This is a genomic window from Nitratidesulfovibrio sp., assembly GCF_040373385.1.
In the GTDB taxonomy this organism is placed as follows: Bacteria; Desulfobacterota; Desulfovibrionia; order Desulfovibrionales; family Desulfovibrionaceae; genus Cupidesulfovibrio.
Genome location: NZ_JBDXXH010000003.1, coordinates 521,498 through 544,804, shown reverse-complemented (window position 1 = coordinate 544,804; position 23,307 = coordinate 521,498). Strand labels below are relative to the sequence as shown.

Sequence of the window (23,307 nt, the reverse complement as noted above, 5' to 3'; positions counted from 1 at the left end):
TTACCTCCCGCCTAGGCTTGGAAGCCCTTTTTGAACTCGGCAACAGCTGCCTTCAGGCGGTCTTCGATGTCCGCGTCGAGAGCCATCTTGGTCTTGATGTCGTTCAGGATGTCGGCCTTCGAGTTCTTGAGGAAGTCGATCATCTCGGCTTCGAACTTGCGAATGTCGGCAACGGCCACTTCATCCATCAGGCCGCGGGTGGCGGCGTACATGGAGGCGACCTGCTGTTCCACCGGCATGGGCTGGTACTGGGGCTGCTTCAGCAGTTCCACCAGGCGCGCGCCGCGGTCGAGCTTCTGCTTGGTGGCCTTGTCGAGGTCGGAACCGAACTGCGCGAAGGCAGCCAGTTCGCGATACTGGGCAAGGTCGAGACGCATGGTACCGGCAACCTGCTTCATCGCCTTGATCTGCGCGGCGCCACCCACTCGGGAGACCGACAGACCGACGTTGATGGCGGGGCGGATGCCCGCGTTGAACAGGTTGGGTTCCAGGTACACCTGACCGTCGGTGATGGAGATAACGTTGGTCGGGATGTACGCGGACACGTCACCGGCCTGGGTTTCGATGATCGGCAGGGCGGTCAGCGAACCGGCGCCCAGCGAATCGTTGACCTTGGCCGCGCGTTCCAGCAGGCGCGAGTGCAGGTAGAACACGTCGCCGGGGTAGGCTTCGCGCCCCGGAGGACGGCGGAGCAGCAGCGACATCTGGCGGTAGGCCACGGCCTGCTTGGAAAGGTCGTCGTAGATGATCAGGGCGTGGTCGCCCTTGTCGCGGTAGAACTCGGCCATGGTGCAGCCGGAGTACGCCGAGATGAACTGCAGCGGCGCGGGCTCGGAAGCGGTGGCGGAGATGATGGTGGTGTATTCCATGGCACCGTGCTTGCGCAGGGTGTCGGCCACCAGGGCAACCGTCGCCTTCTTCTGGCCGATGGCCACGTAGAAGCAGCGGATGCCGGTGTCGCGCTGGGCCAGGATGGCGTCGATGCACACGGCGGTCTTGCCGGTCTGACGGTCACCGATGATCAGTTCGCGCTGGCCACGGCCGATGGGCGTCATGGCGTCGATGGCCTTGATGCCGGTGGGCATGGGTTGATGCACCGACTTACGGGCGATGATGCCGGGCGCCTTGAGTTCCACGGGGCGGAACTCCTTGGCTTCCAGCGGGCCCAGGCCGTCGATGGGCTGGCCGAGGGGGTTGAGCACGCGGCCCATGACCTCGTCACCCACGGGGACCGAGAAGATCTTGCCGGTACGCTTGACCGGGTCGCCTTCCTTGATGCCGGTGTCTTCGCCCAGAAGAGCAACACCCACGTTGTCCTCTTCAAGGTTCAGCACCATGCCCATGAGCCCGCCGGGGAACTCAAGCAGTTCCATGGCCATGGCGTTGCGGACGCCGTAGACGCGCGCAATGCCGTCACCGACCGAAAGGACGGTGCCGGTTTCGCTCATCTCGACCCGCTGCTCATAGCTTTGGATCTGCTCTTCGATGATCTTGCTGATTTCTTCGGCTTTGATCTGCATAGCCCTACTCACCCCTCTTGATGTTGTCTTTGAGGATACCTAACTGCGCGCGCAGACTGGCATCCAGCACCCGGTCGCCGACCTTCAGCACGACGCCGCCAAGGATGTCCTTGTTCACGCTGAAGGTGAGTTCCAGCTTGCGTCCGGCCTGCTGTTCAAGAGCTGCCTTGACCTGTACGCGCTTTGCTTCCGCAAGTTCAACGGCCGTCATCAGCTCGCCGCGGATGACACCCTTTTCAGCGTCGAGGAGAACGCCGTAGAAGGCCTGGATGTCGGAAAGGCAGTCAAGGCGCCCCTTGTCCGTCAGCAGCAGACAGAAATTGCGGACGGTGGCGCTGACGCCGTACTTCTCGACCAGTTTGAGGATGACGCTCCGCTTCTCATCGCCGGTGATGATGGGATTGCGGAAGATGCGGCCAAGTTCGGGTGCCATGTCGAGAGCCCCGGCAAGCGCGGCAAGGTCATTGCCGTACTTCTCGAGCTCACCGACGCCCGATTTCGCGCCCAGCGCGAAAAGCGCACGGGCGTATCTGCGAGCTACGATGTTGCCGGTCAATTGAGCACCACCTTCGTTAAGTATTTGTCGATGAGCTTCTCGTGCTCCTCACCAGTGAGCTTTTCCTGAAGCATCTTCTCGGCGGCGGCAATGATGTGGTCGGCCATCTCGGCGCGCATGGTCTCCATGGCCTGCTTGATCTCGTTCTCGGCCGTGCGCCCGGCCTGCTCGGTGATCTGGACGGCGGTCTTTTCCGCCTTCTCGATGATGGCGGCCTGCATGGCTTCGCCCTGGGCGCGGTATTCGGCAAGAATGGCCTGCCGCTCCTGCTCAAGGTTCGCAATGCGGCGTTCAACATCGGCCAGGTTCTTCGCGGCCTCGGCCTTGCGGCTTTCAAGGTCGTTCAGTTCCTGCTCGATTCCCTTCCTGCGGCCGGAGAAGAAGCCCACAATCTTCTTGCCCGCGGCCCAGTAGATGATGCCGATGAAGATGACGAAGTTGGCGACACGGAAGGCGAAGTTGCCCCAGTCGGCATGATGCTCGCCCCCGCCTTCGGAGGCCAGCGCCACGCCGGCGGTGGCAAGCACCAGTCCGAGCGCCGCTGCACTGTGTTTCAGCCCTTTCAACGCCGATCCCTCCTTGCTGTTGCGCACTGACGTGGAGTCTTAGCCCAGCACCTTGGCGGTAGCCTTGGCGGCCAGCGCGTCGACCTGCCCCTTCAGGGTGTCCATGGCGGTCTTCACCTGCACGGCCACCTCCTGACGGGACTTTTCGAGGTAATCCTGGGCCTGCCTGCCGGCGCTGGCCAGGATCACCTGCTCCCGGGCCACGCCCTCGGCGCGGGCCTTGTCACGCTCGGCCGTGGCTTCGGCGCGGGCCTTGACAAGGGTGGCCTCGTAATTCTTCAGCTTGGTGTCGGCCTGACCGGCGAACTGCTCCGACTCGCCGAGAAGACCGGACATCTTGTCACGCCGCTGTCTGATGATATCCCGCACCGGCCGGATGAGGATGGCATTCAGGACAACCAGCGTCACAAGGAAGTTCACCAACTGGAAGAAGAAGGTGATGTTCAGATCGATCATGCCTGCTCCCTTGGTGAGGTTGTGAATTTAAGCTCAAAGTCGGGTAGGATTTAGCTGATTACCACGGGGGTGTCAAAGTCTTTTTTCCTTTCCAAACAGTCTTCTGCAAGCCAACCCGCCGTCATTCCGATACAAATGAAAAAGCCGCCCAAAGGCGGCCGGAAAAGGCATGTGAACGAAGGGGGTTTATTCCGTCTTTTCCACGGGCTGCATGGTGATGCGCCCTTCGATGACGGCGCCTTCCTCCATCACCAGCACGGGGGTGGCCAGATTGCCGTTCAGATTGCCCGTACGGTGCAGGATGACCTTGCGCTGGGCTGCCACCTCGCCGGTGACCCTGCCGGACAGGATGAGCTGGCCCACGCGCAGCTGCCCTTCCACGTTGGCGTCCTTGCCCACGATAAGGGTGCCCTCGGAATGCACCTCACCCACGAAGTTGCCGTCAATGCGCACCGCGCCCTGAAAACTCAGCTGGCCCTGGTATACGGTGCCCGCGCCGAGGAAGGCGTTTATCTCGTCCCTTGCCATGTGTGTCGCCTCCTTTGTGAGCGAAAGTGCAACGCTGTCGCGCTTCGTAGTTTCAGCAATCACGAGGTTTTGAACATGAATCTCCGCATGGAGACATTGAGCACGATCCCAATCAGGCAGAAATTGACCAGGGTTGCGCTGCCGCCGTAGCTGATGAACGGCAGGGGCACCCCCACCACCGGCATGAGCCCCATGACCATGCCCATATTGATCAGTATCTGCCAGAAGAAATAGAAGAACACCCCCACCGTCAGGTAGCTGCCGAAGCGGTCCTTGGCATCACGCGCGGTGTTGAAGATGCTGAGCAGGAACAGGCAGAACAGCACCACCAGCAGCACGCACCCGATGAACCCCCATTCCTCGCCGAACACGGCGAGGGCGAAGTCGGTATGCTTTTCCGGCAGAAAGCGCAGCTGGCTTTGCGTGCCCCCCAGAAATCCCTTGCCCCACAACTGGCCGGAACCGATGGCTATCTGCGACTGGATGATGTGGTACCCCGCCCCCAGCGGGTCGTTGCCGGGATCGAGAAAGGTCATGATGCGCTGCTTCTGATAATCGTGCAGGCGAAACCACGCCAGCGGCAGCATGGAGGGAACCACCACCAGGCAGGTTTTCAGCACGCCCGGCTGTACCCCGTGGAACAGGGTGATGCCGCCCAGCAGCATGAGCAGCAGCAGCGTGGTGCCAAGGTCCGGCTGCATGACGATGAACCCGGCGGGCAGTCCGCCCAGCGCCAGCACCTCGAACACCCCCTTCCACCCCAGCGGCTCGCGGCTGCGCGACAGAAAGCGCGCCCCCATGATCAGGATGGCGATCTTGGCCACCTCGCTGGGTTGCAGGTTCATGAACCCCAGCGGCAGCCACCGCCGCGCGCCGTAGACCACCTTGCCGAACACGGGAATGGCGGCCAGCAGGATCATGGTGACGATGAACAGCGGCAGGGCCAGGCTTTTCATGTGCCGGTAGTCGAACAGCATGAAGAAAACCATGCCGCCAAGCCCCATCAGCCCCCACAGCAACTGCTTCTGGTAGAACGTGGAAACCACGATGCCGTCTTCCATGCGCACGCCGCTGGCCGAGTACAGGTTGGCCACCCCGAACAGGAACAGCAGCCCCGTGAAGCCCACCAGGCCCCAGTTCATGTGGGTGATCAAGCGTCGGTCGATGGGGCTCATTGTCCGTCCTCCGGGGCCACGTTCTGGAAGCGCCGCAGCGGCGGCACCACGCCGTCGTCGCTGCCCCGCCCGTCCGGCGTGGCGGCGTCGGGATCGAAGGTGTCTGGATCGTAGCGGTGCTGCCCTTCGCGCGCGTCCTCGACTTCGGAAGACCCGGACGACCGGGATGCGCCGTGTCCCGCAGACCGGGCCGGGCGCCCCGTGGGCACCGTGCGCAGGCCTTCTTCCACACTGTCCTGCGTGTCTGGCGTGTCTGGCGTGTCTGGCTCGCCCTGGCGGGCGGACGGTGTGGCCGGGCGAGTGACCGGGGCGGGGGGCACCTGCTGCACGGGGGCAGCCACGCCCGTGCTCGCCGGGCTGGCCGGACTGGCGGGGCTGGCGGAATTGGCCGGACTGGCCGGACTGACCGAACTGGCGGGATTGGCGGGAACAGCCTGCACGGCGGGCACCTGCGGCACAGAGCCCGGCGGCAGGCCGAAAAACTTGTCGTACACCCGGCGCGCAACCGGACCGGCGTCCGAGCCGCCATGGCCGCCATGCTCCAGCATGACCACGACGACCAGCCGCTTGCCCGCCTTTTCACCCCAGGTGGCGATCCAGGCGTGGTCGCGGTGCTCGTAGGCTAGGTTTTCGGTGCGCACGCGTTCTTCACCCACCATCTTCAGCTTGGTGACCTGCGCGGTGCCGGTCTTGCCGCCCATGACGGCATCGGCGCGGCGCAGCACCTTGGCGGTGCCCCGGTCGTCATTGACGGTCAGGCGCATGCCGTCGAGAATCATCTTGCGCCCGGCGGCGGTGAACGGCAGCGAAGACCGCACCACCGGGTCCTCGTCCACCAGCAGGCTGGGCTTCAGCAGCTTGCCCCCGTTCATCAGGGCGGAAACGAAGGCCGCCACCTGCACCGGCGTGACCAGGGTGAAGCCCTGGCCGATGGAAACGTTCAGCGTCTCGCCCCGGTGCCACGGCTCGCCGAAGCGGCGGCGCTTCCACGCCTTGGAGGGCACAAGGCCGGACTTTTCGTGCGGCAGGTCGATGCCCGTGGGCGCGCCGAAGCCGCAGGCCTTGGCGAAGGCCTCGATCTTGTCGATGCCGAAGCGGTCGCTCATCTGGTAATAGTACACGTCGCACGATTCGATGAGCGAGCGCATCATGTCCACGCGGCCATGCCCGCCCTTCTTCCAGCAGCGGAACACCTGCTTGCCCAGGGCCACCTCGCCCGTGCACCACACCGAGTCGGTGGGGTTCACGCCCTCGTTCAGCAGCATGCCCGCCATCATCAGCTTCCACACCGAGCCAGGCGGGTACACGCTCTGGATGACGCGGTTCTGCAAGGGGTGGCGGGGGTTGTCGCGCAGGGCCGTCCATTCCTTCAGCGAAAGTCCGGCGGCAAAGGCGTTGTTGTCGAACGACGGCTTGGTGACCAGGGCCAGCAGCTTGCCGGTGTCGGGGTCCATGGCCACCACGCACCCGGTTTCGTCTTCCAGCGCGTCCCAGGCCACCTGCTGCAACGCAAGGTCGATGGCAAGGTCGATGTTCTCGCCGCTCACCGGCTCCTGCACCAGCTTCTTGTTCAACTGGCGGCCCAGCACGTCCACTTCCAACTGGTGCAGGCCCTTCTGGCCGCGCAGGCGGCGCTCCAGCACCAGTTCCAGCCCCTGCTTGCCCACGAAGTCGCCAAGGTTCAGGTCCTTGTCGTCTTCCAGTTCCTTTTCGTTGGCTTCGGCCACGTACCCCAGGATATGGGCCATCAGCTCGCCCTGGGGGTAGTTGCGCTTGGAGCGGGTGACGATCTCGAGCCCCGGCCATTGCAGCACCCGGTTCTCGATGCGCGCCAGCAGGTCGAAGGGCATGTCGGAGATGAGCAGCAGATGCTCGAAGGGCTTCACCCGCTGGCGGTCCTGGTTGAACTTGGCGGTAAGCTGTTCGAGGGGGATGCCCGTCCACTCGCTGACCTGGGCCAGGGTGGAGGGAATGTCGCGGCAATCTTCGCGCACCAGGGCGAGGCCGAAGGCGGGCCGGTTTTCGGCCAGCAGGCGTCCCTCACGGTCGCGCAGCAGCCCGCGCGAGGCATAGATGCGCTCCTGGCGCAGCCTGTTTTCGCGCGCAAGGCGGGCAAATTCCTCGCCCCGGTGGATTTGCAGGTACCAGAAGCGCACCACGAACAGAAAAAACAGCCCCGCGACAATGCACTGGAGCAGTATCAGGCCCGCGCGGGGCGGCTGAAAGCCTTCCGGCTCAAACTGAATGCGCATCGCCCATGCATCTCCGGCGCACGAAATGGGTCAGCCACCAGGCCGGGGGAATGACACAGGCCTGCCACACGCTTTCCAGAAACAGCCTGTCCTGCGGAATGTCCAGTTGCTGCAAAGAGGCCATCATCAGCGTGTACAGGAAGTGGCATGCCCCAAGCCCAAGGCTGAGCAATACCACGAAGGCCAGGTTTTCCGCCTCGAACAGCCAGCGCCCCACGTTGAAGAAGACCACCAGCGTGCCGTACCACAGGGCGGTGGAACCGAAGGCCAGCGTGCCCGCCCCTTCCTGCACCAGCAACAGCACCAGCAGCAGCCAGAAGGTCTGGTAGTGGCGCCGCTCCTGCAGCGACACCAGCAGGCCGGCCACCAGCACGTCGATGCCCGGCAGCACCTGCTGGAGCCACACGCCCGCAAAGATGAAGCAGGTCCACCATGCAAGATTGCTGAAATTCATGAAGGTTCCGGCATGGCTGGGTGGTTGTGCCCGGACGGGCGTGGGTTGGCGGGCCTGGGTTTGGATGCCGCGCGCGAACGGGGACGACCGCGCGTACGCCGAACCCTGCGGTGCGGCGCAAATCTGCGAATACTGCCTATTGCCGGGGAGCCTGCACGGGCGGCTGCGCGGGCGGTGCCTGGGCAGCCTGCCCCGACTGGCCCGACTGTCCCGACTGGCCCGACTGGCCAGCTTGGCCCGACTGCTGTGTGGACGGCTGAACAGACGGCTGCGGGCGCGGTGCACGCGTTCCCTGCTGGCCGGACTGGACGGGCTGGACGGGTTGGACGGGCTGCACGCGCTGGCCGCCGTGTCCGGAGGTGGCGTTGCCCTGGCCGTGGCCGGTGCCCGGTCCCACGCCCTGCGTGGCATTGACCGTGGGCAGGGGCGGCGTGTGCGCGCCGGGCTGCACGGGTGGCCGTTCCAGCAGCAGCACCTCTTCCAGTGCCTCCAGGTCGACCAGGGGGCTGGCGTACACGGTCTGGAACAGCGAAAGGTCCGACTGGGACACGCTTTCCACACGGGCCACCGGCACCCCCTTGGGAAAGGCGCCCTCAAGGCCGGACGTCAGCACCAGTTCACCCACTTCCACGCGGGCGTTCTGGGGCACGTACTTCATCTCCAGCAGGCCGCGCGGCCCGGTGCCTACCAGAATGCCCGCCGTACGGTTGACCGCACTGAGCACGGCCATGCGGCTGCCCGGATCGGTCAGCAGCAGCACGGTGGAGGTGTATGGCCCCGCACGGTACACGCGGCCCACCACGCCTTCGTGGGTGACCACGGGCGTGCCCGGCCCCGCGCCGGAATAGTACCCCCGACTGATGATGGCCGATTCCAGCGCCGCCTGCGGGCCAAGCCTGTTGGCAACCACGCGCGCGCCCAAGGGCCGCCACCCTTCGGGGGGTTCCAGTTCCAGCAACGCGCGCAGACGGGCCAGCTCGGCCCGCTCTTCGGAGGCAACCTGCACCTGTTGCGAAAGAGTGCGCACCTGTTCGTGCAGCGCTTCGTTTTCTTCGCGCACCCCGACCAGGTCGAGGTAATTGTTCCACGACGAAACGACCTGGTCCCTCGCCCACACCCCCGGTTTCAGGATGGCGCCCACGAATTCCAGACCGGCGTGTTCCGCCAGCCTGTCGAGCACGCCGGTTCTCTGGTTCCAGGTATACAGGCCAAGGTACAGGAACAGCGCCAGTACCAGAAGCAGGATGATGCGCTTGAGCGAGGCGTTAATCTATGCACACCTCCTTCAGGATGTGCAGATTGTCCAGCGCCTTGCCGGTGCCGATGACCACGGTGGAGAGCGGATCGTCCACCACGGTGATGGGCAGCGAGGTTTCTTCGCGCAGCAGCTGGTCGAGCCCCTTCAGAAGGCCGCCGCCGCCCGTGAGCACGATGCCCCGGTCCACGATGTCGGCCGCCAGTTCCGGCGGGGTCTGCTCCAGCGCGATGCGCACCGCCTGGACGATGCTTTCGACCTGCTCGGAAATGGCCTTGCGCACCTCTTCGGAGGTGATGATGATATTCTGCGGAATGCCGGTGACGAGGTCGCGGCCCTTCACCTCGAGCTGCTGCTCGGGGTCCATGGGGTAGGCCGAGGCGATCTTGATCTTGATCTCTTCGGCCGACGATTCACCGATGAGCATGTTGTACTTGCGCTTGACGTGGGTCATGATCGCCTCGTCCATCTTGTCACCGCCCACGCGCACCGAGCGCGAATAGACGATGCCCGACAGCGAGATGACCGCAACTTCGGTGGTGCCGCCGCCGATGTCCACGACCATGTTCGAGGTGGGTTCCTGAATGGGCAGGTTGGCGCCGATGGCCGCAGCCATGGGTTCCTCGATCAGGTACACTTCACGCGCGCCCGCGCTCTGGGCCGATTCCTTCACCGCGCGCTTTTCCACCTGGGTGATGCCGGTGGGCACGCAGATCATGATGCGCGGCCGCACCAGGCGGCGGGAATTGTGCACCTTCGAGATGAAGTGGCGCAGCATGGCCTCGGTAATCTCGAAGTCGGCGATGACGCCGTCCTTCATGGGCCGGATGGCCTGGATGTTTCCAGGGGTGCGGCCCAGCATGCGCTTGGCGTCGTGGCCCACGGCCAGCACCACGTTATTGCCGCGCGTGTCTTTTTTCACCGCCACCACCGAAGGCTCGCGCAGCACGATGCCCTGGCCCTTGACGTAGACGCAGGTATTGGCCGTACCCAGGTCTATGGCCAGGTCGTTGGAAAACATTCCAAGAACGAAATCCAGTATCTTTGCCATTTTATCTTACTTGCCTCTCTGAGGGGGAATGCGTATCAACGTTGAAAACAGGGCATTCTTCCAAAAGGACAGCCATTGTCAATGGAAAACACCACGGCCCGGCTGCATCTGCTGGCGACGTATTTGCGGTTGCGCTTCGGTGCGCGCGTCCAGAAGGTGCCGCTTGATGCGGGCTTCTCCTGCCCCAATCGCGACGGCACGTTGTCGCGCGGGGGCTGCGTGTTCTGCAACCCGCGCGGTTCCGGTTCCGGGCTTGGCGAAGATGGACTGACGCTGGAAGAACAGTGGACGGTCTGGACGGGACGTTACGCCCGCACGCGCAACGCCGGTCTGTTCATAGCCTATTTGCAATCGTTTTCCAACACATATGGTCCCATTGACAAATTACGCCGTGTTCTCGGCGTGTTGCCTGCTCTGCCGGGCATCGTGGGAACGGCTGTGGGCACTCGTCCTGATTGTGTGGACAATGAACGACTGGATTTGGTAGCGGCGCTCCCCCTTCCGGAAGTCTGGCTGGAGCTGGGGTTGCAGTCCGCCCACGACGCCACGCTGGCCCGCATCAACCGGGGGCACGACTCTGCCGCGTCCGAACGGGCCGTGCGGGATGCCACCGCGCGGGGCTTGCGGGTATGCGCACACCTCATGGCCGGGCTGCCGGGCGAGAGCGGCGACGACTTTCTGGCCACGGTGGACTGGGTGAACCGGCTGCCGGTGCACGGGGTGAAGTTTCACGGCCTGTACGTGTGCGAAGGCACCGCGCTGGCCCGGCAGTGGCGTGAAGGCGCGTATGTTCCCATGACGCGCGAGGCGTACGCGGACCTCATTGCCCGCGCCCTGCCCCGGCTGCGTCCGGAAATCGTCATCCAGCGCCTGACCGGCGACCCGGCGGGGAATGAGCTGCTGGCCCCGGACTGGGCGGGTGACAAGCGCGCCACCACCGCGCGCATCCACGAACTGCTGGCCCAGCGGGACACATGGCAGGGGAAGGAGATCGAGGGGAACGCCATGGACGGCCTCGGCGCATCGCCTGCCCTGGCTGCACCCCCCGCCTGGTTCGCCGTGCCTGCCCATCGCCTGCCGGGGGCCGCGCCGCGTCTGCGGGACACGGAGCAGGCCCGCGCGTGGGAGGCCGAATATGCGGCGGCCTGCGTGGCTTTCCCGCATCTGCGCCCCGTGGCGGACGGCGAATGACGCTGACCGCCCTGCACTGCTGAACGCGTCCGGCTCGCAGCCGACAACCATCTGCCCAGCCTTCGGCCTTGCCCAACCGGTGCGCCTCGTCCAACCGATGTGCCTCGCGCGGCCCATCTCGCGGGCACCCCTTTTCCGTCGCCGGACTTTCCGGCTATGGAAACGGCAGGCTGTTTTTTCGAGGCCGCCTCGCTGGACTGCATTGCCCGGCCTGCCGCGCCTTGCCGCGCCCCTCAATCCGGCAGAGCACACCCCACGCCCGGAACACATTCGCCTTTCACCTTCGGAGACCCCATGTCGCACCCCCGTTCCGCCACTCCCCGCCGCCGCGCCGCGCTCGACATCCCCGACACCGCACTGTTCGACGAGGTGCGCGAACGGCTGGTGGCCGGGCCGCTTTCGCTGATCCTGCACTGGCGCGCACACAACGGGCAGGACAGGCTGCGCGAAATTTCCATGAGTTGGGACGGCGCGGCGCTGGCTTCCGCGCCCGCTACGCGCGACGGCTGGGCCAACCCGCGCCCGGACGCCTGGCCCGACCTGCCCGCAGGGCCGGTCACCGCGCATGGCCGCGCCGTGCAGGCCGCACTGGCCGACTACGTGGCCGGAAAGCCAGTCCGTTGGCCCAACCTGCCCTTGCTGCTGGACGGGCTGACCCCTTTCACCCGCGACGTGTTGCTGGCCCTGCGCGACAAGGTACCGCACGGGCAGATCACCACCTATGGCGGGTTGGCCGCACTGGCGGGCCGCCCCGGCGCGGCGCGCGGGGTGGGGCAGATCATGGCGCGCAACCCGTGGCCGCTGGTGATTCCCTGCCACCGGGTGCTGGGCGGCTCTGGCCGCAATATCCGGCTACACGGCTTCGGCGCGTCCGGCCTGCCCATGAAGCGCTGGTTGCTGCTGCTGGAAGGGGCCATCGACGACACCATGAAGGACTGACCCGGCCCATGCTGGACAAGACCACCCTTATCGCCACGGTGTGCGAGCGGCTGCCCCGGCTGGAAGCGGGCCACTGCCTGGACCTGCGCACGTACAAACGCAACCGCTCCGTGGCCATCGTGCGCACCGGGCCGGACAGCTATGACGTGTTCGAGGCGGGATTCCACGAGGAAAACTGGACCGGACTGACCGCCGACGCGGTGCGCCGCCTGCTGAAGACCCTGCTGAAACGGGAATTTCCACGCAGCCACAAGGTACGCCTGTACACCCTGCCCAGCCGCGAGGCCGCCAACGTGAACCGCATGGGCCACGGCGCGGGGAGGTTTGGGGAAGATTAACACCACACCATATACTTTTTTCTATTTTTAAAATAGCCTCAGCGAAACACTCCACTTGGAACATCGCAAACGGAGGCTTACATGACGAAAGAAAAGAAAGTCGTTTTGGCTATCGTCCCCAGCCCGGACGACATGCACACTGCCGTGGTTGAATTCGACGGAGAAAACCCCAAATTTATCCAGACGGGCAAAGAAGTACACAAATTCCAAGATCGAGCACAGCAAACAGATAACATCTCAGTAGCCTATGAGATCATCGCAAGCTTGATCAAAGATAACGGCGTTACTGATGTACACATCTTAAAAGCAATGACACCACGAAAGGGTGCGGTATCGCCAGAACGTGTTAAGGTAGAAGCAGCCGCGCAACTGGCAGCAAAACACGCTGGCACGAATGACGAACTTGTTGCCCCGCAGACCATAGCTGCACACGAAAAGAAACAGGCAAAAGGCGACGCCCCCACCGTTGACCAAGAACTAGGTGAAAGGTTTTCGTCAAAGCCGAAACGCCTTGCCGCTCTTATCGCGCTTAAAGGGGCAAAAGAGTAACAGTCCCTGGAAGCAGCCTTGCCAAAAACGAGACGGCCAGCGCTCCCGATTGCGCTGGCCGTCTTGTTTGGAGGAGGCGGAGGTATGCCGAGACTTCCCCTCAAGAGGGGCTGCCCCGTCCGGAAACGCTCGCAACGCGGGCGCTTACGGTGCCGCCGATGTGCTCGTGCGGTATGAACACGACACACAACAGATGAAGGCACAAGTTTCCTTGTGCCTTCAGGGAGCCGGACACCCGGCCACAACCGTTACCGCTGCTTCCTTTCGGACCTGACGGGGTTGGCGGCGTTGCCGCCGTCCGGCTCCCGATCTGCGATCAAGCGAAAAAAACTGGCGGAGAGGGAGAGATTCGAACTCTCGGTACGCTATTAACGTACACACGATTTCCAATCGTGCTCCTTAGACCAACTCGGACACCTCTCCGTGCGAGAAGGCAGTCTCTAGCAGACGCCGGGGCAGCATGGCAAGCGAAAAGTGCGGGTTGCGCGCCAAACCTTCTCGCGCCGTTCCGCAGGGTGCATTCCGCCGGAATCCGGATGGGTTCGTGCCGCCGTGCGCCTGCCCGGCAACGTGCGGTCCGGCCAACTCGGCTGCCTGGCCGTACGGTGGCTGCCCTGCCCGGCTGTCCGGCTATCTGACATGCCTGAATCAGCCCGCCAGCCCGCCTACGTCCTGTCCTTGTCCTGTCGCGCGCGGTGCCGCGCGTCATCTTCCATCCCGGCACGCTCCCGGCGTGCCCGTGGCGGGCCTCAGCACCCGCCGCCCGAAGGCAGAAACCGCCCGGCCACCACCAGCCACACCACCAGAACGGCCACCAGTATCAGAATCTCCCACATGGGGAACGGCTCCTTGCGTACGACTGCCGGAGCGCAGGCGACCTGCCCGCCATCTCCGGCGCATCCGCATCCCTACGCCCGCCCCTTCCGGACGGCAACAGCGTGAGAAGGCCCCCCTGCATGGCGCCCGGCAAGCGGACGCCCCCTTCTCCACTCACACCCGCGCGGCAACACGCAATTCCCCTGTACACCCCAAACAAAAGGCCCACCCTTGCGAGTGAGCCTTTGAGAAAACGAAACCGTGGCGGTTCGCAAGGGACTGTTCACACTGCGGAAATTTCGTTCTCCGGCAAGGAAGACGAGCCCTTTTGCGAAGGGAGCGTACTCTTCCGTACGTGACCGGAGCAAAAGGCGACGTCTGACGCTTTGCTCTCGATGGCCGTAAGGCTCGCAAGCTCGCCTAACGGCCACGCTTCGCGCCCTCCGGGTCGGTCCGCCGGAGGGCGAAAGAACGCAGTGTGTACAGTCCCGCCTAGATGCCCATGACGTTGTAGCCGGAATCCACAAACATCACCTCGCCCGTCATGGCGGACGACAGGTCGGAAGCCAGGAACACGGCGGCGCGGCCCACGTCCTCGGTAGTCACGTTGCGGCGCATGGGCGAATGTTCCTCGATGTGGTCCAGGATCTGCTTGAAGCCCGAAATGCCCGAGGCGGCCAGGGTCTTGATGGGACCGGCGCTCAGACCGTTAATGCGCACGCCCTTGGCGCCCAGGTCCACGGCCAGGTAGCGGACGGAGGCTTCCAGCGCGGCCTTGGCCACGCCCATGACGTTGTAGTTGGTGATGACCTTCTGCGCGCCGTAGTAGGTCATGGTCAGCACCGAGGCGCCGGGGTTCAGCAGCGGCTCGAAGGCCTTGCACAGCGCCACCAGCGAGTAGGCGGAAACGTCCAGCGCCAGCTTGAAGCCGTCGCGGGTGGTGTCGATGTAGCGGCCATGCAGGTCGTCGCGGTGGGCAAAGGCCACGGAATGGACGATGACGTCCACGGTGCCCCACTTCTCGCGCACCATTTCGGCGGCGGCAGCCACCTGCGCGTCGTCGGTGACGTCACAGGGGAAGGTGAAGTCGCCGCCCAGTTCCTGGCAGATGGGCTCCACGCGCTTCTGGATGGCCTCGCCCACGTAGCTGAAGGCCAACTGGGCGCCCTGGTCCTTGAATTCCTTGGAAATGCCATAGGCAATGCTCTTGTTGTTGGCCACGCCGAAGATCAGAGCCTTCTTTCCTGCGAGCAGCATGCGGTTCTCCCTGTTGTTCTGGGTAGATTGCAAAAAACGGGAATGCGGCGCGCGGCGCGGCATCCCGGCGTGCGGCGACGCGGCGTTCTTCCCTCGAAAACGCCGCGTGCCGTGATGAAACGTGCGGTAACTAGACGGCCAGCTTCTGGCCGGTCAAAATCTCATACGCCTCGCGGTACTTCTTCCCCGTCTCGGCAATGACGTGCTCCGGCAAGGCCGGGGGCGGCGGGGTCTTGTCCCACGGCTGCGAGGCCAGCCAGTCGCGCAGGTACTGCTTGTCGAAGCTGGGCTGGCCCTTGCCGGGCGCGTACCCCGCGGCGGGCCAGAAGCGCGACGAATCGGGGGTCAGCACCTCGTCGATCAGGATCACCTCGCCATCCACCAGCCCGAACTCGAACTTGGTGTCGGCAATGATGATGCCGCGCCCCTCGGCGTATTCGCGCCCCTGCGAGAAAATGGCGATGGCAAGTTCCTGCACCTTGGCGGCCAGGTCGTCGCCCAGCAGCTTCGCGGCCTGCTCGATGCTGATGTTCTCGTCGTGCTCGCCCAGTTCCGCCTTGGTCGAGGGGGTGAACAGCGGGGTTTCCAGCTTGGCCGATTCCAGCAGCCCGGCGGGCAGCTTGTGGCCGCACACCGCGCCGGTGGCCTTGTAGTCCTTCCAGCCGGAGCCGGTGATGTGCCCGCGCACGATGCATTCCACCGGCAGGGGCTTGGCCTTCTTCACGATGACGGCGCGGCCTTCCAGCATGTCGCGGTAAGGGGCGAGCGGCGCGGGAAAGCGGTTCACGTCGTGCTCGATCAGGTGGTTCTTCACCAGCCCGGCGAAGCGGTTCATCCAGAACAGGGTGATGCTGTTCAGGATCACGCCCTTGTAGGGGATGGGCTCGCCCATGATCACGTCAAAGGCCGACATGCGGTCGGTGGTGACGATGAGCAGGGTCTGCGCGTCGATCTCATAGATGTCGCGGACCTTGCCCCGCGAAAGCAGCGGGTATTCCTTGATGTCGGTTTGCGTGACGACCTGCATGTATCTTCCCTTGTCTTTCGGTTGTCTTCGGCTGCGGGGCCGATGCTGCGCGATGCCTTGCGGCGCCACGATGGCGGATGCCGACAAGCCCGGGCGCCCTGCCGCGCGTGCGCGGGCCGGGCCGCCGGGCCCTTGGATACGATAACGCGGGACGGGCGCACCGTACAAGACGGGCGGCCCGACCAGCGCGCACCCTACCGGATGCGCGCCAAAAAATGCCAGCGGGGCAGGATGGCCGTATCACCCGCCACGCCGTGGCGGCAAAACGCCCCCTGCCCACCGCTACTTGTTGCGCGATTCCGCCGAGCGGGCGTGCGCCTCCAGCCCTTCCAGCCGTGCCAGCCGCGCGATGGAGGCGGCATGCCCGCGCGTGAACGCGGCGGTGGCCGAAATGACGCTGGTGCGCTTGCAGAAGGTCTGCACCGAAAGCGCGGACGAAAAGCGCGCCGTGCCCATGGTGGGCAGCACGTGGTTGGGACCGGCGTAGTAGTCGCCCACCGGTTCCGGCGACCAGCCGCCCAGAAACACGGCCCCGGCATGACGGATGGTGCCCAGCAGCGCCCACGGGTCCTTGGTCAGCACTTCCAGATGCTCCGGCGCGATCATATTGCTGATGGCGACCCCGGTGGCCATGTCGGGCACCACCACTATGGCGCCCCAGTCGGCCAGCGCCTTGCGGGCAATGTCCGCGCGGGGCAGCGTGTCGCACTGGGCGACCAGTTCCAGCTTCAGCGCGTCCACCAGCGCGGGCGAATCGGTAATGCAGATGGACGAGGCCAGCGGGTCGTGCTCGGCCTGCGACAGCATGTCGGCAGCCACCCAGTCCGCGCGGGCGGTGTGGTCGGCCAGGATCAGGATTTCGCTGGGCCCGGCGATCATGTCTATGCCCACCCTGCCGATAAGCAGCCGCTTGGCCGTGGTCACCCAGATGTTGCCCGGCCCGGCGATGACATCCACGGGGCGCACCGTTTCAGTGCCGAAGGCCAGGGCGGCGATGGCCCAGGCGCTGCCCGCGCGGTGCACCTCGGTAATGCCCAGGTGGTGCGCGGCGGCAAGAATGAACGGGTTCAGCGTGCCGTCCTTGCGGGGCGGCGAAATGACGGCGATTTCCGGCACCCCGGCCACCTGGGCCGGAATGGCGTTCATCAGCAGGCTGGAAATGAGCGGGGTGTTGCCGCCCTGCCCGCCGGGCACGTACAGCCCGGCGCGGTCCACGGGGGTGACCATCTGCCCCAGCACCGAACCATCGGGCCGGGTGGTGAACCACGACCGCTCCTTCTGCGCCTCGTGAAAGGCGCGGATGTTGGCGGCGGCTTCGGCAATGATGGCCCGGTCGTCGGGGCCGACCTCTGCGAGGGCGGCGGCGATTTCGTCTTCATCCACGCGGATGCGCGCGGCGTCGAAGCCGGGACAGTCGAAACGGCTGGTGTAGTCGGCCAGGGCGGCATCGCCCCCGGTGCGGACGGTATCCAGAATCTCGCGGACGGCGGGTTCCACGGTGTCGCCGGGGTTGTCGCGTCCCGCGAGCAGGGCCTGCAGTTCCTTCCAGTCATCCACCGACCGGAGGAAGAGCGTACGGCAGGGCATGGCGGCCTCCTTGAGAGTGCGACCTGTATGCGGCGGTGTGCTTCGGAGTGCCGCGCGGCGGGCGGGCCAGCGGTGGCTGCCTGCGCGCACAGGCGGCAATGGGTGTGTCCGCGCCACATACCGGAGCGCCGGGCAAAAGTCGAGAGTGCCGCACTGACGCACGGTCCGGCCCCGCTGCGGTGGTGGGCTGGCGACGGACCGGGGAGGAAGACCGGGGGAACGGGGGAAACAGCGGGCGCAGTGCGCGCAGGGGCCACTCCGCAGGCGTTACGCCGCCCGTCAGCTTACGTTCAGGATGACCGAAAACACATTGATCAGCACCCACACCGGGGTGCCCACGGCCAGGTCCAGCGCGCGCACCCTGTCGGATGTGAGCACCGAACATATCTCGGTGCCGTCCGCAAGGCGCGCCACCGCTTCTGCCGTGGCCGCGCCCACCACCACCTTGACGATGGTGGCCGGGTACACGTTGCCCGCCGTGGACGACGGGGCCTCGCTGCCCACGGTCAGCACCACCCACGGGGCCTTCACCTCTGCCGCCGCGAACACGCCGGGGCGCAGCCCCAGATTGTCCAGACTGTCGTTGGTGATGACCGATGCCACCCGGATGCCCGACGGCGTCTGCACCGAAACGACGGACTGCACGTCGCCGCGCACCACCGCCGCGATGCGCCCGTAAAAGGCATTGCGCGCGCTGGTGCGGCGGCGCTGTTCGCGGTCCAGCGCGTGCCCCACCATGCGCTGCATGTCCTCGCTCGAAACGTCGATGTACGCCGCCGTCAGGCTGGCCGTGGAATGGCCCAGCAGGCGCTGCACCACCGGCAGCGGCAGGCCGGAACGCAACAGCTCGATGGCCCGCGAGCGGCGCAGGGCGCTGGGGTTGGCAAGGTCCGGGGCAAGGTCGCATTCGTGGGCGCGTTCGTAGAACTTGCGGCGCACATGGGCCTGGTCCACGGCGAAGGGGTGTTCGCCCTCGCCCGCCACGGCCTCGTCCAGCAGGTCGCCAAGCTGGGTGACCAGGTCTGGCGGCAGTTGCAGTTCGCGCACGGGTTCGCCCAGCCGGGCCACGCCGCGCGCCACGTCGATGTCGCGGGTGGGGGCAAGGGCCAGCACCTCGCCCAGGCGCGCCCCGGTATGGCGAATGAGCAGGAACACCAGCAGCATGCGCAGGCGCGAGCGGCGCACGTCGCCCCGCGCCGGACGGGCGGCCCACAGGCGGAAGGCTTCTTCAAGCCGGGCCAGTTCCACCGTGTCCAGATACTTCACGTCATCGGGAATGGAGAGCATGCCCGCCGGGTTGTGGCGGCGTTCCGCCACGTTTTCGGCCAGCGCTTCCCAGATTCGTTCAAGGCTGTCGTCCTGTCGCATGGGTGTCCCGTTGGTTGCGTACGCGTGGTGCCGGATGCGGCCCATCCGGTGCCCGAATTTCCATCATATAGGCGCAGCCGCGCGAAAATCAAAGCCGAGATTCATTTCACGCACAGACATGGAAATAAAATAATCCGTGACAACGGACCATCGGTGCGCTATCTTTTCATTGACACGAAGATTATAAAAAACGTGTCAGCAAGAGTCAAAAAAACAGCCGGACAAGGCAACCGCACCGGCCAGCAAGCCCGCCCGGCATCCCCAACCGGCCCCGTCAGCCAAGCGCTCCCATCGCCCTACCCACCCCGGCATCCCGACACAGGAGGACACCATGTACTTCCCCGTCGCAGGCATACACGCGGAACCGTGGCTACCGCCGCTGGTGGCCTTTGTGGTGTCGTTCTTCATGTCCATGGGGGGCGTGTCGGGCGCGTTCCTGCTGCTGCCCTTCCAGATGTCCTTTCTGGGCTACGTGAACCCCTCCGTCAGCGCCACCAACCAGTTCTACAACGTGGTGGCCATCCCCAGCGGGGTGTACCGCTACATCCGCGAAGGGCGCATGGTCTGGCCGCTGACGTGGGTGGTGATCATCGGCACGCTGCCGGGGGTGCTGATAGGGGCCTTCGTACGGGTGACGTACCTGCCCAACGCACGCGACTTCAAGCTGTTTGCCTCGTGCGTGCTGGCCTACATCGCCCTGCGCATGGTGCGCGACCTGACCAAGAAGAAGGCGGGCAACGGCAAGGCCACGGCGGAGGAAAAGTTCCGCACGCTGGTGCGCACCCACCGCGAAAAGGCGGCGGCGGAAGGCAGGAACCCCGACGACCTGCCCGCCGTGTGCCTGAACGAGTGCTGCCTGTCGCGCATCTCGTACAGCTTCTACGGCGAAACCTACAGCTTCCGTACCGTGGGCATCTTTACCCTGAGCTTCATCGTGGGGATCGTGGGCGGGGTGTACGGCATTGGCGGCGGGGCCATCATCGCGCCGTTCTTCGTCTCTTTCTTCGGGCTGCCGGTGTACACCGTGGCGGGCGCGGCCCTGATGGGCACCTTTGTCACTTCCGTGGCGGGCGTCGCCTTTTACATGGCCATCGCGCCGCTGTACCCGCACATGTCCGTGGCCCCGGACTGGACGCTGGGCCTCTTGCTGGGCATTGGCGGCATGGCGGGCATGTACCTGGGCGCGCGCTGCCAGAAGCACGTGCCCGCAAACCTGATCAAGTGGATGCTGTGCGTCATCCTGCTGTTCACGGCGGGCAAGTACGTGGTGGAGTTTTTCAGGTAGAAACAGTGGCGCCCACACACGCGAAAATTCCTCGCCTCAATCAATGGATCCATGGAGCATGGCCCCAGAAGCGGTCTCTGCGGCGGAGCAAAGCTCTCGATTTGGCTACCCAATCATTTGAACCTGTTCGAAATCTTGTCATATATACGGGTGACTACTCCTGCCGTCTTCTCATACTTTCTTTCCATAAGTTCCACAGCCACCTTGCGCAGCATCGAACTGTCGCTCAACAAGATCAATTTGACTTCCCTCCCGTTCTTCAAACGCACATAGCAGACTACGCTTTCTCTTGAAAATTTTACACCTTCGATATCCACATATGCAAACGCATCCCATTGTCCAGTTTTCCAGTTTCTCCATATCATCATTTCATCATCGCAATACACACCAGAAAGCCTCATGTAATTCATAAATGAATACGCCATATAAAACGTGATGCATACTATCGGCAACATCACCACACCTACAACAAATTCATCAGGAAATTTTCTGCAAACATCTATCATAAGCGCCATCGGAAAGCACGCAATTACCAGAAATGATACAACAAAAAATACGCCGCACCTATACCTCTTCTCAATCTTGCGCACGCTTCCCACATCCTTGACTCCGAAACCCACGAAGTCCGGCATTCTATTCTGAACGGCCAGCGCCTTTCGCCTTGTCCATATTTCCAGAAATATCCCATAAGCGGCGCACAACACTATCGCCAACACAACCGAAACCATAGACACCTCCGTGCCGCGCCCCCAGGTTTCCCCCGCACAGACGCCCTGCATCTTGTGCTAGCGCCACCCATACCCCACTCGATACAGGATAGTCATGCACTGATTCCCCCCTGCATGCGCCCCTGCACGATACACCCCGGCCTCCCCCTTGCCTTTTGCCCCGCTCCGTGGTGATTGTGTGCCCGCCGGGCGCACCATGCACATCCGGGCCTGCATCGCCCAGCCAACACCACCAGACGCCGCCCGGCCAGTCCGGAACTCCGCGCAAGGAGCCCTGCAATGCGCAATCCCGTGCCGCGCGTGGCGGCCATCCACGATCTTTCCGGCTTCGGCCGCACCTCGCTCACCGTGGCCATACCCGTGTTGTCCGCCATGGGTGCGCAGGTGTGCCCCATGCCCACCGCCGTGCTGTCCACCCACACGGCGGGCTTCACCGGCTACAGCTTTCTGGACCTTACCGACCAGATGCGCCTGTTCCTGGACCACTGGCAGGCCCTGAACCTGAAGTTCGACGCGGTGTACAGCGGCTTTCTGGGTTCCCCGGCGCAGGTGGACATCGTGGCCCGGTGCATCGACATGTGCCGGGTAGAGGGCGGCCTTGCCGTGGTGGACCCTGTTCTGGGCGACAACGGCCAGCTGGAACCCACCATGGACATGGAGATGGTGCAACGCATGCGCTGGCTGGTGCGCAAGGCAGACATCATCACCCCCAATTTCACAGAAGCCGCCCTGCTGCTGGACGAGCCCTACCGCGAATCCATCTCCACGGCAGACCTGATGGTCTGGCTGCGCCGCCTGACGGCCATGGGGCCGCGCGTGGCGGTGATAACCAGCGTGCCGGTGGCCGGGCATGCGGGCGTCAGCTCCGTGGCGGCCTACCACAGCACCCACGACAGATTCTGGAAGGTGGACTGCCAGTACATACCCGCCCACTACCCCGGCACGGGCGACACCTTTGCCAGCGTGCTTACCGGCAGCCTGTTGCAGGGCGACAGCCTGCCCATTGCCATGGACCGCGCCGTGCACTTCGTCACGCTGGGCATCCGCGCCACCTTCGGGCACAATTCGCCCAGCCGCGAGGGCATCCTGCTGGAACGGGTGCTGGACACCCTGCGCGCGCCGGTAACCGTGAGCAGTTACGAACTTCTGGAGGACGAGGACCGATGCAAGTAGACGGCCCCGCGTGCGGCACCGCCGCCACGGGCTACGACCAAGACAACACGGGGACTTCCGCCCCCGGCACTTTCGCCTCCGGCACATCCGCCCCCGACGCCGCCAACCTGCCCATCGGCATGTTCGATTCGGGCGTGGGCGGCCTTACGGTGCTGAAGGCCCTGCGCACCCGCATGCCCTGCGAGGACATATTGTACCTGGGCGACACCGCCCGCCTGCCCTACGGCACCAAGAGCGCGGAAACCATCACCCGCTACGCCGTGCAGGCCGCGTCCAAGCTGGTGCAGCGGCGCATCAAGCTGCTGGTGGTGGCCTGCAACACGGCAACGTCCGTGGCGCTGGACGCCCTGCGCGCCGCCAACCCCGGCCTGCCGGTGGTGGGGGTGGTGCAGCCGGGCGCGCAGGCGGCCTGCCGCGCCACCCGCCGGGGCAACATTGCCGTCATCGCCACGGAATCTACCATCCGGGGCCGCGCCTACCACAAGGCCATCCACAGCCTGCGGCCCGACGCGCAGATCATCGGGCAGCCCTGCCCGCTGTTCGTGCCGCTGGCCGAGGAAGGCTGGGTGGACGGCAAGATCGTGGAAGACATCGCCGCGCGCTACCTGGACCCCATCTTTCGCCCTGCGTCCGGCAGCGACACGCCGGAAACGCCCGACTGCCTGGTGCTGGGCTGCACCCACTTTCCGCTGCTGGCGCGGGCCATCCGCAACGTCATCGGGCCGGAACCGGTCATCGTCGATTCCGCCGCCACCACCGCCCTTGCCGTGCAGGCGGAATTGCAGGCCGCCGGACTGGTGCGCCCCCTGCGCACGGGGCCAGGCGGCAACGAATGCGGCGAGGCCCGCTTTCTGACCACCGACGACGTGCCCCGCTTCGCCCGCACCGGCGGGCTGTTTCTGGGCACGGCCATTGCGCCGAACGAGGTGGAGTTGGTGGACTTGTAGGGGCTATCTCCGACTTGTCTTTTTGCCCGTTGGCTGACCGACCCGAAGGGCGCGTAGCGTGCCCGTTAAGCGAGCCCGCGAGCTTTACGGGCATTGAGCGCAGAGCGGTCAAACTTCGCCTGCCATATCGGTCGAATACAACAAGAGTATACTCCCTCATGGCAGGCTCGTTTTCCTTGCCAACGGGCAAAAATCCTACGTTGGAGACAGCCCCTGACGCGCGCGACACGCAGCCGCCGCGCGGCTGTGGCATGAAAACGCAAGGCAGCGTACCGTAAGGCACGCCCCC

22 protein-coding genes, 1 tRNA gene and 1 other RNA gene are annotated in these 23,307 nt (G+C 64.8%); 7 read left to right on the top strand and 17 right to left on the bottom strand.

All coding sequences use genetic code 11. The features are described from left to right. Positions 1 to 11: 11 nt before the first annotated feature. The 10 genes from atpA to ABWO17_RS08085 form a co-directional block, all read right to left on the bottom strand. On the bottom strand, positions 12 to 1,520 hold the full coding sequence (gene atpA / locus ABWO17_RS08130; protein ID WP_353117387.1) for a F0F1 ATP synthase subunit alpha: 1,509 nt from the start codon (positions 1,518 to 1,520) through the stop codon (positions 12 to 14). Positions 1,521 to 1,524: 4 nt separating this feature from the next. Next, positions 1,525 to 2,076: an ATP synthase F1 subunit delta gene (atpH, locus tag ABWO17_RS08125; RefSeq protein ID WP_353117385.1), complete on the bottom strand. Its 552-nt coding sequence runs from the start codon at positions 2,074 to 2,076 to the stop codon at positions 1,525 to 1,527. Continuing rightward, on the bottom strand, positions 2,073 to 2,642 hold the full coding sequence (locus ABWO17_RS08120; RefSeq protein WP_353117499.1) for a F0F1 ATP synthase subunit B: 570 nt from the start codon (positions 2,640 to 2,642) through the stop codon (positions 2,073 to 2,075). The genes atpH and ABWO17_RS08120 overlap by 4 nt, the downstream gene beginning before the upstream one ends. 39 nt (positions 2,643 to 2,681) lie before the next feature. Next, positions 2,682 to 3,098: a F0F1 ATP synthase subunit B gene (locus tag ABWO17_RS08115; protein ID WP_353117383.1), complete on the bottom strand. Its 417-nt coding sequence runs from the start codon at positions 3,096 to 3,098 to the stop codon at positions 2,682 to 2,684. 186 nt (positions 3,099 to 3,284) lie between these two features. Beyond that, positions 3,285 to 3,626, bottom strand: a complete 342-nt coding sequence (locus tag ABWO17_RS08110) for a bactofilin family protein (RefSeq protein WP_353117381.1) — start codon at positions 3,624 to 3,626, stop codon at positions 3,285 to 3,287. A 59-nt stretch (positions 3,627 to 3,685) separates the two neighbouring features. Then, on the bottom strand, positions 3,686 to 4,801 hold the full coding sequence (rodA, locus tag ABWO17_RS08105; protein WP_353117379.1) for a rod shape-determining protein RodA: 1,116 nt from the start codon (positions 4,799 to 4,801) through the stop codon (positions 3,686 to 3,688). Further along, a complete protein-coding gene (gene mrdA / locus ABWO17_RS08100; protein ID WP_353117377.1) occupies positions 4,798 to 7,053 on the bottom strand; it encodes a penicillin-binding protein 2 in 2,256 nt (751 codons plus the stop codon). The genes rodA and mrdA overlap by 4 nt, the downstream gene beginning before the upstream one ends. Then, positions 7,037 to 7,507 (bottom strand): DEAD/DEAH box helicase family protein, encoded by a 471-nt coding sequence (locus ABWO17_RS08095; RefSeq protein ID WP_353117375.1) that lies wholly within the window; start codon positions 7,505 to 7,507, stop codon positions 7,037 to 7,039. Before ABWO17_RS08095 ends, mrdA begins: the two co-directional genes overlap by 17 nt. A gap of 136 nt (positions 7,508 to 7,643) precedes the next feature. Beyond that, on the bottom strand, positions 7,644 to 8,687 hold the full coding sequence (mreC, locus tag ABWO17_RS08090) for a rod shape-determining protein MreC (protein WP_353117373.1): 1,044 nt from the start codon (positions 8,685 to 8,687) through the stop codon (positions 7,644 to 7,646). Positions 8,688 to 8,772: 85 nt separating this feature from the next. Further along, the gene (locus ABWO17_RS08085; protein ID WP_007527040.1) at positions 8,773 to 9,813 is read right to left on the bottom strand and encodes a rod shape-determining protein; all 1,041 of its coding nucleotides are present in this window, start codon (positions 9,811 to 9,813) and stop codon (positions 8,773 to 8,775) included. A gap of 81 nt (positions 9,814 to 9,894) precedes the next feature. On the opposite strand from ABWO17_RS08085, the gene mnmL reads away from it, so the two are divergent. From mnmL to ABWO17_RS08065, 4 genes are all read left to right on the top strand, one after another. Further along, on the top strand, positions 9,895 to 11,004 hold the full coding sequence (gene mnmL / locus ABWO17_RS08080; RefSeq protein ID WP_353117371.1) for a tRNA modification radical SAM protein MnmL/YtqA: 1,110 nt from the start codon (positions 9,895 to 9,897) through the stop codon (positions 11,002 to 11,004). 294 nt (positions 11,005 to 11,298) lie between these two features. Next, positions 11,299 to 11,943, top strand: coding sequence for a methylated-DNA--[protein]-cysteine S-methyltransferase (locus ABWO17_RS08075; protein ID WP_353117369.1), 645 nt, complete (start codon positions 11,299 to 11,301; stop codon positions 11,941 to 11,943). 8 nt (positions 11,944 to 11,951) lie between these two features. After that, on the top strand, positions 11,952 to 12,281 hold the full coding sequence (locus tag ABWO17_RS08070; RefSeq protein ID WP_353117367.1) for a hypothetical protein: 330 nt from the start codon (positions 11,952 to 11,954) through the stop codon (positions 12,279 to 12,281). 81 nt (positions 12,282 to 12,362) lie between these two features. Then, the gene (locus tag ABWO17_RS08065) at positions 12,363 to 12,830 is read left to right on the top strand and encodes a DUF3010 family protein (protein ID WP_353117365.1); all 468 of its coding nucleotides are present in this window, start codon (positions 12,363 to 12,365) and stop codon (positions 12,828 to 12,830) included. A gap of 215 nt (positions 12,831 to 13,045) precedes the next feature. On the opposite strand, the gene ffs is transcribed toward ABWO17_RS08065, so the two are convergent. The 6 genes from ffs to ABWO17_RS08035 form a co-directional block, all read right to left on the bottom strand. Then, positions 13,046 to 13,141, bottom strand: an RNA gene (ffs, locus tag ABWO17_RS08060) — signal recognition particle sRNA small type. A 20-nt stretch (positions 13,142 to 13,161) separates the two neighbouring features. Beyond that, positions 13,162 to 13,253, bottom strand: a tRNA-Ser gene (locus tag ABWO17_RS08055). 885 nt (positions 13,254 to 14,138) lie between these two features. Beyond that, entirely contained in the window at positions 14,139 to 14,903 is a 765-nt protein-coding gene (locus tag ABWO17_RS08050) for an enoyl-ACP reductase FabI (protein WP_353117363.1), read from the bottom strand. A 130-nt stretch (positions 14,904 to 15,033) separates the two neighbouring features. Beyond that, positions 15,034 to 15,930, bottom strand: a complete 897-nt coding sequence (locus ABWO17_RS08045; protein ID WP_353117361.1) for a phosphoribosylaminoimidazolesuccinocarboxamide synthase — start codon at positions 15,928 to 15,930, stop codon at positions 15,034 to 15,036. Between the two features lie 282 nt (positions 15,931 to 16,212). Next, the gene (hisD, locus tag ABWO17_RS08040; RefSeq protein ID WP_353117359.1) at positions 16,213 to 17,517 is read right to left on the bottom strand and encodes a histidinol dehydrogenase; all 1,305 of its coding nucleotides are present in this window, start codon (positions 17,515 to 17,517) and stop codon (positions 16,213 to 16,215) included. 279 nt (positions 17,518 to 17,796) lie between these two features. After that, positions 17,797 to 18,885 (bottom strand): TOBE domain-containing protein, encoded by a 1,089-nt coding sequence (locus ABWO17_RS08035; protein ID WP_353117357.1) that lies wholly within the window; start codon positions 18,883 to 18,885, stop codon positions 17,797 to 17,799. Positions 18,886 to 19,216: 331 nt separating this feature from the next. On the opposite strand from ABWO17_RS08035, the gene ABWO17_RS08030 reads away from it, so the two are divergent. Further along, positions 19,217 to 20,170 (top strand): sulfite exporter TauE/SafE family protein, encoded by a 954-nt coding sequence (locus ABWO17_RS08030; protein ID WP_353117355.1) that lies wholly within the window; start codon positions 19,217 to 19,219, stop codon positions 20,168 to 20,170. Positions 20,171 to 20,283: 113 nt separating this feature from the next. Here ABWO17_RS08030 and ABWO17_RS08025 read toward each other — a convergent pair whose 3' ends face one another. After that, the gene (locus ABWO17_RS08025) at positions 20,284 to 20,898 is read right to left on the bottom strand and encodes a hypothetical protein (RefSeq protein ID WP_353117353.1); all 615 of its coding nucleotides are present in this window, start codon (positions 20,896 to 20,898) and stop codon (positions 20,284 to 20,286) included. 279 nt (positions 20,899 to 21,177) lie between these two features. Here ABWO17_RS08025 and ABWO17_RS08020 point away from each other — a divergent pair, with 279 nt between their 5' ends. Further along, on the top strand, positions 21,178 to 22,071 hold the full coding sequence (locus ABWO17_RS08020) for a pyridoxamine kinase (protein WP_353117351.1): 894 nt from the start codon (positions 21,178 to 21,180) through the stop codon (positions 22,069 to 22,071). After that, positions 22,062 to 23,018 (top strand): glutamate racemase, encoded by a 957-nt coding sequence (murI, locus tag ABWO17_RS08015; protein WP_353117349.1) that lies wholly within the window; start codon positions 22,062 to 22,064, stop codon positions 23,016 to 23,018. Before ABWO17_RS08020 ends, murI begins: the two co-directional genes overlap by 10 nt. The last annotated feature ends 289 nt before the right edge of the window (positions 23,019 to 23,307 follow it).